Genomic DNA, 14,047 nt, shown 5'->3' with positions numbered 1-14,047 from the left:
TTTCTAATATCGTTATCGTTTCGCCATATTGACAACAGGAAACCTGTGTATTTTTTAATAATATGGCTTTTTGAAAATATTGTAACTCCATTTTCTATGAATAACCCCCTCTCCCCCAGAATATACTGAACCAGAAGACAAGATTGGGGGAGAAACAAATGGAAAAATCAAAGCTGCAGGCTACCTTAAAAACCCTGCTCATCTCGTACATACTGACCGGAATTCTCCTGGTTGTTCTGGCCTTTGCCCTCTATAAATTCCGCTTAAAGGAGGGACAGATCCGCATCGGTGTCAACGCGGTCTACATCATCACCTGTTTAGTCGGCGGACTCATCATGGGAAAGAGCATACGGCAGCGCCGCTTTTTCTGGGGGCTGACGCTGGGACTCGTCTATTTCCTGGTGCTTTTAGCCGTCTCCTTCCTGTTAAACAAGGGGCTGAATGGAACGATGAACCAGATTCTCACCACCATGGCCATCTGCGCGGCCAGCGGGACCATCGGCGGGATGATCAGCTGATTATCCCCGTTTTGGAGAGATACGGGGCAGCGCATGAGCGAAACTTTCCTGTGTTACTAAAAAAAGAGTGCCGGAGACATCGGCTTATGGAGCTTAATCTGCTCCACGGGCCGCGTCTCCGGCACTCTCTTTTTTTCTTTGTTATGGCCTGATATAGGCATACCCTTCGGCCTGCCTCGCCGCCAGTTCCACCACGCCGGCCGGAACCACGGTGATAAAATCAAAGATATCATCCTTCGTCATGGCGTTCCCCTTCAGGGCATTGCTGCAGGCGGCGAATACCACGCCTTCTCCTGCCAAGGCCTTCATGGCGTCTTCATGCTCCGGTGACGCCGCTGCATACCCGTTCACCGCGGCCGAGTTGGCCAGCACTTCGATGGTGTAGCTCTCCTTCTGCTCATGATAGTAAGCGGTCATGTTCTTGACATTCCCAAGCACCAGGGGCCACCGGTCCATCTCATCGATATGATAAATCACCTTCATACTGCTGCCTCCCTACGCGTCAACGTTCTGCTCCTTCGGAAGATACATGTGCACCCGGTCGATCCGGTTCTTGTCCAGCCTGTCCACAACCAGGCGGATTCCGTCACAGACGACGCTCTCGCCTTCTTCCGGAAGGCGGTCCAGCTGCCCGATAATCAGGCCGCCGATCGAATCATAGTCCTCGGATTCCAGTTCCAGATCCAGCAGGTCGTTTAAATCATCCAGCTTCATGGAGCCTTCCACCACATATTCTCCAGGGCCGACTTCCACCAGCTCCTGTTCTTCATCCTCGTCGTACTCATCCCGGATCTCACCGACAATCTCTTCCAGTAAGTCCTCCAGCGTGATCATACCGGCCGTAGCGCCATACTCGTCCAGGACGATGATCATGTTGTTGCTGGTCTGGCGCATCTCCACCATCAGCTCCGCCGTGTTCTTATACTCATATGTATAGAGCGGTTCACGGAGCAGGTCACGGACGTGAAATTCTTCATTCCGATCGATGAGGAGTACATCCTTCATGTTGATGATACCGATTACGTTGTCCGTCGTCTCCTCGTATACGGGCATACGCGTATATTTTTCCTCACGGAAAATATCGATCAGCTCATCGTAGGTGGCGCCGACCTCCACCATGGCCATATCTATTCTCGGAACCATGATGTCCTTTGCCACGGAATCGCCGAAATCAAACACATTATTAATAATCTTCTTCTCTTCCGATTCGATCACGCCCTCTTCGTGGCTCACTTCCACGATGGTACGCAGTTCATCCTCGGTGATGGCCTCCTGTTTCCGGTTGGGGTCCACATGGACAAGGCGCAGAAATCCGGAGGACAGCACATTGACCGCATAAATCACCGGTGTCATGACTGTCATGAACAGATAGATGATCTTCGCATATTTTAATGAAATCTTCTCAGAATACAGGGTGGAAATCGTCTTCGGGGAAATCTCACCGAATACCAGAATAACCAGCGTCAGAACGCCGGTTGCAATACCAACCGCCTTATTGCTCCAGATATTCATGGCCAGTGTCGTGGACATGGAGGAAGCCGTCAGGTTCACAACGTTGTTGCCGACAAGAATCGCGCTCAGCATCTTACCCTGGTCCTCGAGAACCTTCGTCAGCGTAACGGCGCTCTTGTCGCCCGCCTCCGCCAGGTTTCTGATCCGAATCTTATTCACCGTGGTAAGCGCAGTCTCCGCGGAAGAGAAAAATGCAGACAATCCAATTAACAGAATCAAAATAAGCAACTGTATATAGTCACTTGAATCCAAAAAAATCAACTCCTATTGTTTTATATTTTACTGTTGATTCTACAATAGAAAAGCGGCCGTGTCAATAAGGCGGCCGCTTTATCCCTTAATTTAGCGTTCTTTCCACGCTCTTATCATCTCCAGAACCAGCATCATTCCCGCTCCGAAGAAGATAAACATATCACCTAAGTTGAATACAACCCGTTTTAATCTGCCACACTGAATACTGAAATAGTCCACCACATAGTCTCTCACCAGGCGGTCGTATAAGTTGCTGACAGCGCCGCCAAGCGTCACTGATAAGGCAATCTTATCCGCGAGGTTTCCCTTCTTAGGCAGCATCCACGCGAGGCCGCCGCCGATGAACGAAGCCACGGCGAGAGGAACCATCTTCACATATTCCGGTCTCTCTTTCAAAAATCCAAAGGAAAACCCGGGATTGTGGTTCTTGTGCAGCATAATTTTGCCTCCCGTTCCGTTCAGTTCCTTTGGAAAGGAGGATTCCTCCTGCTCTTCAATCGCCTTCTTTATACAGAGATCCACTGCTGCCAGCAGCACGATGATACCGATAAATACCATGACGCACACTCCTTCCGTCTTTATTATCTCCATTTTACTATGTTTTTTATCCATAGTCCAGTAATTCCCGCCCCCGAACCTGCATACATTACTAAAAAGAATGTGGGAGTTTTTTTCATGCCAGTCTGTGATTTTAATCCCGCCTCGGAAGAGTACGGGGACTTTATCATACACCACAACAACAGTTCTCCGGAAGACATCATCCTGCAGCAGCAGGCGGGCTGTATCGATTATGTCGATCAGGAATTTGCCATTGTATATAGTCTGCTGGAACCGCTTCTTCCTATCACCACAAAAAAATATACTTATACCGCCATTCCCACGCTCTATACCCTGCTCGATACCACCAGCATGGAAGCCTCCGGCATTATCCAGACCTTTGAGCAGCCAACGCTGAATCTGCGTGGGGAAGGCACCATGATCGGCTTCATCGACACGGGGATCGACTACCGCAATCCGCTGTTCCGGCTCCCGGATGGCAGCTCCCGGATTCTCGGTATCTGGGATCAGACGCTTCCCGCGCCCATAGGCACCATGGATGCTCCCTTTGGGATTCCCGCTGCCGTACCGGCCATGAGCTTCTCCTATGGGCAGGAATTTTTAAAACCTCAGATCGATGAGGCGCTGCGCTCTCCTGATCCGCTCTCCATCGTTCCTTCCACCGATACTTCCGGACACGGCACCTTTATGGCGGGTATCGCGGCAGGCGGAGCGACTGCAAACGAGGACTTCACAGGCGCCGCCCCCAACTGCTCCATTGGCATTGTGAAGCTGAAACCGGCCAAACAATATCTCCGGGACTTTTACTTACTCCCCGAGGATGCCATTGCCTATCAGGAAAATGATATCATGATGGGAATCAAATACCTGGAGCTGCTGGCACTTCGGCAGAGCCTTCCTCTCGTCATCTACATCGGACTTGGCACGAATTACGGAAGTCACGACGGCACATCACCTCTCGGCCTGGTCTTAAACAACATAGGGCGCCTTGTAGGAGTCTCCGCCGTCCTCCCGGCCGGCAATGAAGCAGGGCTGCGCCATCATTACATGGGACGGCTGCTGAGCAATCAGGAATACGACGACGTGGAAATACGGGTAGCCAGCGGAGAACGCGGCTTCTTCCTTGAGCTGTGGGCAACGGAACCGGAACTCTATACCGTGGGATTCGTCTCCCCCACAGGTGAGGCAATCCCGCGGCTTCCCATCGGCCTGGGGGCGGAAATCACGGTTCCATTTACCCTGGAGCAAACGGTTATTACCATCAACTACCGTACCTCGGAGATCGGTTCCGGCAGCCAGTTTGTCCTGATGCGCTTCGACGCACCGACCGCAGGAATCTGGCACGTCCGTGTCTACAATTCCTTATTTATTACCGGGATCTTTCATATGTGGCTCCCCGTCCAGGGCTTCATCGACGAGGATACCTTTTTTTTGCGTTCCGACCCTGACACCACGATCACGGAACCGGCCAATGCGGCGGTTCCCATCACAGTCAGCACCTATAACCACATAAATAACAGCATCTACATCCACTCCAGCAGGGGATATTCCCGGGGCGGTTTAATTAAGCCAGATCTGGCAGCCCCCGGTGTCAACGTCTACGGTCCCGGACTGTCGCCGGGAGGAGCCGGTGACACCTTCCCCATGACCCGGCGCACCGGCTCCTCCGTGGCCGCGGCCCATGTGGCCGGGGCGGTGGCCGACCTCTTCACCTGGGGCATCGTGCGGGGCAACAATCCCGCCATGAGCGATGCCAGTGTACGCGCCTATCTAATCCGGGGGGCAAACAGAAATCCAGCCTACACCTATCCCAACCGAGAGTGGGGATACGGTACGCTGGATCTCTATCAGACCTTTTTACGTATCAGAGAGTAAATTAATGGTAGCCTCTCATTCGGATGAGAGGGCCTCCGTTTTTATCGAGATATGCTCTCGTAATGACGACGGAACCAATCTCGGGGTCCTTCGGGATTTCATACATGATATCCAGCATGAAATCCTCGATAATGGAACGAAGGGCCCTGGCTCCGGTTTCTTTTTTCATGGCCTGCTCTGCGATCCATTCCAGTGCTTCATCTTCAAATACAAGCTTTACTTCATCCAGTTCCAGCAGCTTCTCATACTGCTTTAAAATCGCATTTCTCGGTTCCTTTAAGATTCTCACCAGCAGCTCCTTTGTCAGCGACTGCAGGGTAACCGTAATCGGCAGACGGCCCAGGAACTCCGGAATCATGCCAAATTTTCTCAAATCCTCATTCATCACACGGCCTAAAATATTAGGATCCTTATCAAACTTATCCTTAAGCTCTGCTGCGAATCCGATGGATGACTTATTCGTCAAACGCTCCTTAATAATGTCCTCCAGATCCGGGAACGCTCCGCCGCAGATGAATAAGATATTATCCGTGCTGACGGTAGTCATCGGTGTGAGGGCGTTCTTCTGGTTGGAGCCGACCGGCACCTCCACATTGCTGCCCTCGAGAAGCTTTAAGAGCTCCTGCTGAACCGATTCACCGCTCACGTCCCGGCTGTTGGTATTTTTCTTCTTCGCGATCTTATCAATCTCATCGATAAAGATGATGCCGCGCTGCGCCCGGTCCACATCGTTGTCGGCCGCGGCCAGAAGCTTGGAGACCACGCTCTCGATATCGTCGCCTATGTAGCCGGCCTCCGTTAATGAGGTGGCGTCCGCGATCGCCAGCGGCACGTCCAGAAGCTTCGCCAGAGTCTTTACAAGATACGTCTTTCCGCTTCCTGTCGGCCCGATCATCAGAATATTGGATTTCTCGATCTGTACGTTTCCTTCCTCATCTCTCTTGTCAGAATCTACCAGGAAAACACGCTTATAATGGTTGTAAACCGCAACAGAAATCACCTTCTTGGCCTGCTCCTGTCCGATCACGTACTCATCCAGTCTCTGCTTGATCACGTGGGGCGCCGGTATATCCTTTAAATCAAACTCCGGCTTCTTCGCCTCGGGAGTCCTCTTTTTGATCTTCTGCTTCTTCGGAATTTCCACATCCTGATTATTCAGATTGCCAAACTCACTTAAGTTTAAGTTCATGTAAGGCATATTCTGAATCTTCGACAGGTCAAATCCCCCCTGTGTCACCGAGTCAAATGCCTTCTGCATACAGTCATGGCAGAGATTCATCCCGCCCATGGTAACCATGGGTCCAGTCTTACTCTCCGGTCTGCGGCAGACGTAACAGATCTTCTCATACTCGTCATCGTCCTTCACAGGCGTCTTTCCCGCCTCTTCCGAAACAGCCTTGCCGCCCTCGTCTCTGTCCTTTGTCTCTTCCAGATATTCTTTATCTTCCAAAATTTAATCTCCTTTTATATGTTAAGTTATATGTGATTGCTATATGTTATCGCTATGCGTTGTCGTTATGTGTTAGCGCCATGTGTTATCATTATTTGTTATTGTTCTGTCCGCCGTATTTCACTGCCGGCGCACCTGTTCATTATAAATCATTTACTTTCATCCTACAAGAGCACTGCCGCATTTTAGACTTTTTTAACAACTTCCTTCCATTCTTTTCCGTAACATGGTAAAGTGCTTGGACAAAAAGTTTGACAAACCGGACGCGCGCGCCGGAGCACGTTCGCTTCAGCGGCCATATCTCCCTAGCGCGCAGTGTACATCCCCGGAAGGTTTTTATTTCATAGGACGAATTTTCCCATCCAATCAAAAAACGCACGGAGAAGACTCTCTCAGCCTTCTCCGCGCGCCTGCGCGCTGTTACTGCTCTGAACCGGCCGGTCTCTTCCTTATCAGTTCACGGAATTCTCTACCGGTTTCTTATCCAGTGTGATGTCAACATTTCTCTCCACATACTGACCATTTTCCAGAGACTGTACCGTTACGGTAACGGTTGTTCCACCCTCATAGTATTTCAGCATGTTGGTTAAATCATCGTATGTCTTGATGCTCTGTCCGTCAAATTTTGTTATGATATCTTTTTCGCGGAGGTCAGACTTGGAAGCTGCGCCGCCTTCCACGATCTTATAGATGAAAACGCCCTGTGGCATACCAAGCTGCTGGCTGGTTGCCGCATCAATGTTCTTGATCTGAACGCCTAAATATCCCTGCTCTGTATCTGCCACCTGAGTCCTGGTCTTCTTTGTCATCAGAGTATCAATAATATTCTGAGCCTTGGAGATCGGAATTGCATATCCCATGCCTTCTACTTCTGTTGAAGAATACTTGGCTGAGTTGATGCCAATGACTTCGCCCTGCATATTTAAAAGTGCGCCGCCGCTGTTGCCTGGGTTGATGGCTGCATCTGTCTGAAGAAGATCCCTGCTCACGCCGTCTTCTGTCTGTACAGTACGGTCGAGTGCGCTGATATATCCGACTGTTACGGACTGGCCGTAACCGAGTGCATTACCGATTGCCACAACACCCTGGCCTACCTTGATGTTATCGGAGTTGCCGAGGCTGGCAATGGCGATCTGGCTCAGTGTATCGGACGGAATGTCCTTAAGTGCCACTGCAATCACAGCTAAATCGCTGTCTGCGTCTGTTCCTTTGATCGCGGCATCCACAGGAGTCTGGTCGATGAAGGTTACCTTCAGTTCCTCGGCGCCCTGTACCACGTGATTATTTGTAACGATCAGAAGTTCATCATCATTCTTTCCTACAATAATACCGGAGCCGCTGCCTACGCCCTCTCTCTGCATCGGGCCGAAGAATGTCTGGCTCTCATAGATTACCTTGCTCGTAATGGCGACGACTGACGGCATTGCCTTATCAACAATCGCGGATACGTCCATATTGGCAGCCGTTCCACTTACCTGACCTGATGTGCTGTCCGAAGATGCAGCCGCTGAACCATCTGATGACGGTAATGTCTCAGCCTGGCTGATTTCCACCTGATTTCTCTGATTGTAGCTGCCAGCCGCCCAGTTGATTCCAACCATGGTACTTCCGGCTACCACACCGAATACCAGGGCTGCGCCCACAACTGCTGCCGCTCTCTTTGCAAAGCCTGATTTCTTCTTCGGAGGCTTCGGTCCTTCCGGAACGGGTCCCTGCGTCATTCTCTGATACTGGTGTTCCTGATAATGCGGAATTCCCTGCTGCCCGCCATAGGACTGCTGATTCTGTGACGTCTGCTGATAACCATAGGAGGAACGGTATGCGTTTTGGCTTTGACCGTTCTGGCTGTCCTGGCTGCCCTGATATGCGTTCTGTCCGCTCTGGCTGCCCTGATATGCATTCTGGCCGCTCTGGCTGCTCTGATATGCATTCTGACCGCTCTGGTATGGGTTCTGTCCCATCGGCTGCGCTGGTCTGTATGTCTGCTGATTCTGAGTCTGGTTCATTCCCTGACTCTGATTCATTCCCTGGCTCTGGTTCACGCCCTGGTTCTGATTCATTCCCTGGTTCTGGTTCACGCCCTGGTTCTGATTCATTCCCTGGCTCTGGTTCACGCCCTGGTTCTGATTCATTCCCTGACTCTGGTTTTCCGTATACGGCTGCTGTCCATATACGGAACGGCTCTCCTGTCTTGTGTACTCCGGCTGAGTCTCTTTACTCTCATAGCCGTTTTCACGTGCTGCTTCTTCCGGGTCCGGATCTCTCATTGTAAAGTTCGTTGTAATAGGTTCTTCTTTATGTTCTTCAGGAGTCGTACGGCCCAGATCGTTGTTTTCATTTTCGTTATACATAAAAACTATCCCCTTTCCTGTTTCCTTTGTTTTCTTTTGATATTTGAAGTCTATCAATGAAATGTGACTATTTTGTGATAAAATTATATTCAATATGTGAAAATCGCAAAAAAAGACATCTTCCGGGCTTTTAAAGTCCTGAAAGATGTCTTTTTGAATGTGTTAAGTATGCCTTATGCCGCATTTGGCGGTGGTACCGTGATTACATCATCGTTCCCTGAACCGCCCGGCTGTACGGTTCCTCCGCCTCCTGGCCCTGCTGAACCGCCCGGACCCGGAGATGTCGTCTCCGGTGCGCTGGTAGACTCATGAGGCGCCGTCGTAGGCTTTACGCCAGGTCCCGTGCTGGAATCCGACGATTCCGTGGTCTCATCTCCCGGTGAGGAAGGTTTAACCGCCGATGTCGTCTCTCCCGGTTTCGTCGGACTGGTTGGCTTCGTGCCATCTGCCGTAGTTTCTCCCGGCTTCGTCGAACTGGTCGGTTTCGTGCCGTCTGCCGTGGTTTCCCCTGGTTTCGTCGGCTTCGTACCATCCGCTGTGGTCTCTCCCGGTTTCGTTGGCTTCGTGCCATCCGCCGTCGTCTCTCCCGGTTTCGTCGGCTTTATAGGATCTCCGTTCTCATCCGTCTCCTCGATCGATGTGCCCTCTGATGTGGACTCCCGCTCGTCAATCTCATCGGATTCCTTCGTCGTTTTCTTTGTCTCATCCGTCTCCTTCGTCTCTTTTGGAACGTATCCCTGATCCGTCGGAACATGATCTACACTGACTCCCTTTTTATACATACCGGAATCAGCCGAGATCTTCGCACTGATCTTCTTCACCAAATCAGTCGTCTGGTATCCCTCTTCTCCATACAGGAATTTGTGGAGTTCCGTTACATTCGACTCCAGCGTCTGAGGAATAACACAGTCTCCCTTCTTACCCATAATCATGGAATCCCGGGCAAATGGGAAGCCGCCGGTTTCACCGATATGGTATTTGCCGATATCGAGAATCAGGCTGGTTAAATCGCTGAATGACAGCGATGTCTCGACCTGTTCCACTTCCATCAGAAGAATCCGGTTCAAAAGGCCGAGATCGGCCTGTTTTGCTTTTTCAAATGCCTTCTGAATAACCAGACGCTGACGCTCTGTTCTGGCATAGTCCGTATCCATCAGACGGAGACGGCCATAAGCAACTGCCTGGATTCCATCCAGATGCTGGACACCCGCCGACTTAAGCTGAGTGGACGGGACGCCGGTCTTTTGTACAGTCTCTGTAATAAAGGAATTGATGTAGCGGAATTCTGCCTTACTGATATCGATTCCATCGATACCGCCCAGCATATTGATGCCATCTGCCACAGATTTCCAGTTAAAGGTCACATAGTCCTCGATATTTAAATCCAGGTTCCGGTTCAGTGCCGCCAGCGCCTGCTCGGCGCCGCCGTTCGCATAGGCGGAATTGATTTTATTATAAGTTCCGCCGCTGCTGGTGTTTAAATACGTATCACGGAAAACGGATACCAGCTTAATCTCTCCCGTATCGCGGTTGATGTTGCAGAGCATGATCACGTCGGTATTCGTTCCCTTATGTACGTTTCCATCTCTGCTGTCCACACCAAACACAGCAATTGTCATATATCCCTGCATATGTTCCGTCTTAGCGACAGGCAGTTCTGTATTCTTTACCTTGCTCTTGTCAAAATCGTTGGAATGAATCAAGGAACTGTTTAATCGCAGCGCATAACCATAAAACCCAATGCAAATCAGTGTCAGCACTTCCGCGACTGCCATAACAATGATTCTTCTGATTTTTTTCTTCTTCGCAGCCTGTGCCGCCGAACGGCTTGCTGCTGCCCGGTTCGCTGCGTCCTGAGGCTTCCTTCCTCCCATTCCGCCTGAACCGCTTCCGCCGTCACCGATCTGAAGCGAGGCTCCCTGAAGCGTCTGACGCCTCGGCTCATAGCCGGAGGTTCCTGAGGATCTCCCGGCGCCGCCCTGAGGCTGTCCATTCCCGGAAGGTCTTCCAGTTGTTCTCGACATTCCGCCCTGAACCGGATTTCCTCCGTCCGGTCTTCCACCTTCCTGTCGGGCCCTGCCATTTCCATTACCCGCCGCTCCGGCCTGTCTCATACCGCCCTGGGTCTGTCCGTTTCCTGCATTCCTCGATCCGTTTCCTAAACTGCCCTGCGGCGCACCGTTTCCTGCATTCCTGGCAGTTCCGCCCTGGGGTACGCTATTTCCGGATTGCCTGACGTTTCCATCCTGCATTCCGCCGTTTCCTGCGGCCCTGGAGTTTCCTCCCTGCATTCCGCCGTTTCCTGCGGCCCTGGAGCTTCCTCCCTGCATTCCACTATTTCCTGCAGTTCTGGAGTCTCCTCCCTGCATTCCGCTATTTCCTGCGGCCCTGGAGTTTCCTCCCTGCATTCCGCCGTTTCCTGCGGCCCTGGAGTTTCCTCCCTGCATTCCGCCGTTTCCTGCGGCCCTGGAGTTTCCTCCCTGCATTCCGCCGTTTCCTGCGGCCCTGGAGTTTCCTCCCTGCATTCCGCTATTTCCTGCGGCCCTGGAGTTTCCTCCCTGCATTCCGCTATTTCCTGCGGCTCTGGAGTTTCCTGCCTGCATTCCGCCATTTCCTGCGGCTCTGGAGCTTCCACCCTGCGCACCGGCACTTCCTGCTGTTCTGGCGCTGCCGCCCTGCATTCCGCTGTTGCCCTGCATTCTGGTGTTCCCGCCCTGCGGTCCGCCGTTTCCCGATGCTCTGCCGGTACCTGCGGAAGGCCGGCCATTTCCCTGCGCACTCTCAGACGGGCGGCCCATGGGTCTTCCCGTCTGCTGTCTTCCATATGTGTCACCGTCCGCATCGCTATATCCTGCGGTACTTAAGTCATCATCCAGATAGTAAGCATCTTCCGAAGTTCCGTGTTCACTGTTTCTGGCCCTGCTCCGCCCATTCGGGCCGGAAGCGCGGTCTAACTCATCATCGTATTCCTTGCTCATGTAAATAACCTCATCCTCTGGTGCCTGCTGTACCGGACATTACTCAGTACGCATTTTTATTGATAAACCCTTTGAACACAGTAAGAAACAAAATCTTAAAATCAAATCCAAGGGTCCAGTTCTCGATGTAATATAAATCGTGCTCGATTCGTTTCGTGATGGAGGTATCTCCACGGTAGCCGTTGACCTGCGCCCAGCCGGTAATTCCCGGACGGACCTGATGCTTAATCATATACCGCGGTATCTCCTCTTTAAACTTCTCTACAAACAGCGGACGCTCAGGTCTCGGTCCCACCAGGCTCATATCGCCCATCAGAACGTTGAAAAACTGAGGCATCTCATCAATACTGGTCTTTCTGATAAACCGGCCGACCGGTGTCACACGCGAATCGTGGGGCGTCGTCCATTTGCTCTTCTCCTCAGAAGGCGCCTGAACCACCATGGACCGGAACTTGTACATCTTAAATGGTCTGTTATGAAGTCCCACCCGTTCCTGGCTGTAGATCAGCGGTCCCGGGGAAGTCAGCTTGATAAGCACGGCCGTCACCAGCATCACCGGTGAAAACAGCACAAGCGCAACAATGGCGCCGAAGATATCAACAATCCGCTTCATGATGGCGTTGACCGGATCGGTCAGCGGCACGTGCCTGATGTTGATAACCGGCAGCCCCTGTAAATCCTCCGTATAGGGACGGGTCGGTATGATATTATTATAATCGGGAATAAATTTGGTATGGACGCCTGATTTTTCACAGGAAGCCACGATTTTTTCCAGGTTTGCATATTCGTCAATGCTCAGCGTGATGGCAATCTCATCGAGAGAATTGAGCGCCAGGATCTCATCCAAATCGCTCACCGTGCCGATCACATGGATCGACTTATACTCGGTTCCCCATTCCTTATGGTCATCCAGGATGCCCTTGACCTGATAGCCCCACTCCTGATTCTGCTGCACCCGGTCGATAAAGCCTTCCGCGGCGCGGCTGTAACCAATGAGCAGAATATGCTTCTGATTATAACCCTTGGAACGCATGGAATGAAGTACGTAACGGATCAGATTCCGCTCCAGCGTTTCCAGTATGATGTTAATCGCGAAGAAATAAAATACCATTCTCTTCGAGAAGTTCCAAAAGTATGGATTCTTGTTAAGAAGAAACAAGACCATGGTAACAAGCAGAAACCCAATAAGATTGGCCTTACAGATATTGGCAAACTCATATCGTCTCTGCTGCACCCGTTTCGGCGCATAGAGGTGGAATATGCCGTAAAGCAGCAGATATCCCGGTACGATTATGATGAGCGCAGCAAAATAATACTGCGGTGCCAGCAGCTTCTTTTCAGGGCTGAATAACCGGTTTCCCATAAGCAGGATAAACCACGCCAGCGCATAGGAGGCGATAATAACCAGCCCATCCAGCACTACATGAAATCCGTTCAGTTTTTTCTGATTGTCCTTTATCATAGCAGCATAACCTTCCTGTCGTACGACGAAAACCTAACTTGTCCATGATAATTTCTCGTATATTATACATGATAATGTACCATGATGCCATTAAATAATTCTTAAATCGCCGTAAGTTTTTTTAATCTTCTCTTGAGAAATTCCCATACATAGAGAAGTGTGCCGGTAAAAAGTTCCCATTCAATCTGCAGATAATTCCCGATATGTTCTGCCCGGAACGGCACTTTTTTACATTTTCCCAGGGTCTTAATTCCCTCAGAAAAGCCTTCCGCGTAATCGGCAGCAAAGCCCATTTTTTTGAAAAACAGGTATTTAATACCGGTCCCAATCAAAAGGAACGGCAGATTAAACAGCAGCTGAAGAAGCGGCATGTTCTTATAATTCAAATAGAGATTGTTTCTCGCCGCCAGTTTTACCTTAAAGGAATTGTACTTGGAACCGCTGGTTCCGCTTCCCACGTGGTAAAGCTCTGCGGCAGGGCAGTAAACATTGTCGTATCCGTAGATCCGCGCCCGGTAGCCGACATCAACATCCTCCAGATAGGCAAAATGCGACTCGTCAAAGTATCCAATCTCCTCGAAGACTTCCCTCCGGTAGATCGCCGCCGCCGCGCAGGCCGCAAACACCCGGCAGGGCTTTTTATATCCGGCAACCGGCTGTCCGACGCCCCTCTGGAACGCCCAGCCGAGCAGGCTGTACATGTCCCCAGCATCGTCCATCAGCTCCTTATGATGCAGCTGGATGATCCGGCTGCTCACAGAAAATATCTTCGGAGACCGCTCGATCATCCGGATCATTTCCCGGATATAATCCGGCTTCGGCTCCGTATCGTTATTTAACAGGATGACGTAGGGCGTCTCAGCTTTTTTGATGCCAATATTGACCGCGCCCGGAAATCCAATATTCTCAGGAAGAAATACCGAAGGAATTCCACTCTCCTTCAGCCATTCCACGCTTCCATCCGTCGAACCGTTGTCCACCACCAGCACATCAAAGTCTTTCTCACTCTGTGCCTCCAGGGCTGCAAAACACGGTTCCATAAATTTAAGGCCATTATAGTTTGGAATAACGACTGTTACTTTACCTGCCAT

10 protein-coding genes are annotated in these 14,047 nt (G+C 51.0%); 2 read left to right on the top strand and 8 right to left on the bottom strand.

Annotated features, from left to right (window positions below):
- The first annotated feature begins 158 nt into the window (after positions 1–158).
- On the top strand, positions 159–518 hold the full coding sequence (locus tag H8S80_RS30210) for a TIGR04086 family membrane protein (protein ID WP_002601577.1): 360 nt from the start codon (positions 159–161) through the stop codon (positions 516–518).
- Positions 519–659: 141 nt separating this feature from the next.
- On the opposite strand, the gene H8S80_RS30205 is transcribed toward H8S80_RS30210, so the two are convergent.
- The 3 genes from H8S80_RS30205 to H8S80_RS30195 form a co-directional block, all read right to left on the bottom strand.
- Positions 660–1,001: a DsrE family protein gene (locus H8S80_RS30205; RefSeq protein WP_002601578.1), complete on the bottom strand. Its 342-nt coding sequence runs from the start codon at positions 999–1,001 to the stop codon at positions 660–662.
- A 12-nt stretch (positions 1,002–1,013) separates the two neighbouring features.
- A complete protein-coding gene (locus H8S80_RS30200) occupies positions 1,014–2,282 on the bottom strand; it encodes an HlyC/CorC family transporter (RefSeq protein ID WP_002601579.1) in 1,269 nt (422 codons plus the stop codon).
- Between the two features lie 90 nt (positions 2,283–2,372).
- Positions 2,373–2,840, bottom strand: coding sequence for a signal peptidase II (locus H8S80_RS30195; protein ID WP_002601580.1), 468 nt, complete (start codon positions 2,838–2,840; stop codon positions 2,373–2,375).
- A 117-nt stretch (positions 2,841–2,957) separates the two neighbouring features.
- Here H8S80_RS30195 and H8S80_RS30190 point away from each other — a divergent pair, with 117 nt between their 5' ends.
- Complete coding sequence (locus H8S80_RS30190) at positions 2,958–4,715, top strand: S8 family peptidase (RefSeq protein ID WP_025530133.1); 1,758 nt, start codon at positions 2,958–2,960, stop codon at positions 4,713–4,715.
- Between the two features lies 1 nt (position 4,716).
- Here the strand turns inward: H8S80_RS30190 and clpX are convergent, their stop codons facing one another.
- From clpX to H8S80_RS30165, 5 genes are all read right to left on the bottom strand, one after another.
- On the bottom strand, positions 4,717–6,081 hold the full coding sequence (clpX, locus tag H8S80_RS30185) for an ATP-dependent Clp protease ATP-binding subunit ClpX (protein WP_242840532.1): 1,365 nt from the start codon (positions 6,079–6,081) through the stop codon (positions 4,717–4,719).
- A gap of 536 nt (positions 6,082–6,617) precedes the next feature.
- The gene (locus H8S80_RS30180) at positions 6,618–8,516 is read right to left on the bottom strand and encodes a trypsin-like peptidase domain-containing protein (protein ID WP_117622817.1); all 1,899 of its coding nucleotides are present in this window, start codon (positions 8,514–8,516) and stop codon (positions 6,618–6,620) included.
- A gap of 173 nt (positions 8,517–8,689) precedes the next feature.
- On the bottom strand, positions 8,690–11,494 hold the full coding sequence (locus tag H8S80_RS30175; RefSeq protein WP_187049086.1) for an LCP family glycopolymer transferase: 2,805 nt from the start codon (positions 11,492–11,494) through the stop codon (positions 8,690–8,692).
- Between the two features lie 43 nt (positions 11,495–11,537).
- A complete protein-coding gene (locus H8S80_RS30170) occupies positions 11,538–12,956 on the bottom strand; it encodes an undecaprenyl-phosphate glucose phosphotransferase (RefSeq protein WP_002601586.1) in 1,419 nt (472 codons plus the stop codon).
- Between the two features lie 101 nt (positions 12,957–13,057).
- Positions 13,058–14,047, bottom strand: a complete 990-nt coding sequence (locus H8S80_RS30165) for a glycosyltransferase family 2 protein (protein ID WP_117622815.1) — start codon at positions 14,045–14,047, stop codon at positions 13,058–13,060.

It is taken from the genome of Hungatella sp. L36, from assembly GCF_014288035.1.
This window is presented reverse-complemented; position numbering and strand designations above follow the sequence as displayed.

Excerpts from the sequence above, each read along its gene's own strand:
- H8S80_RS30210 (WP_002601577.1), top strand. The coding sequence starts at position 159 with ATGGAAAAATCAAAGCTGCAGGCTACCTTAAAAACCCTGCTCATCTCG.
- H8S80_RS30205 (WP_002601578.1), bottom strand. The coding sequence starts at position 1,001 with ATGAAGGTGATTTATCATATCGATGAGATGGACCGGTGGCCCCTGGTG.
- H8S80_RS30195 (WP_002601580.1), bottom strand. The coding sequence starts at position 2,840 with ATGGTATTTATCGGTATCATCGTGCTGCTGGCAGCAGTGGATCTCTGT.
- H8S80_RS30190 (WP_025530133.1), top strand. The coding sequence starts at position 2,958 with ATGCCAGTCTGTGATTTTAATCCCGCCTCGGAAGAGTACGGGGACTTT.
- H8S80_RS30180 (WP_117622817.1), bottom strand. The coding sequence starts at position 8,516 with ATGTATAACGAAAATGAAAACAACGATCTGGGCCGTACGACTCCTGAA.
- H8S80_RS30175 (WP_187049086.1), bottom strand. The coding sequence starts at position 11,494 with ATGAGCAAGGAATACGATGATGAGTTAGACCGCGCTTCCGGCCCGAAT.
- H8S80_RS30170 (WP_002601586.1), bottom strand. The coding sequence starts at position 12,956 with ATGATAAAGGACAATCAGAAAAAACTGAACGGATTTCATGTAGTGCTG.
- H8S80_RS30165 (WP_117622815.1), bottom strand. The coding sequence starts at position 14,047 with ATGGCAGGTAAAGTAACAGTCGTTATTCCAAACTATAATGGCCTTAAA.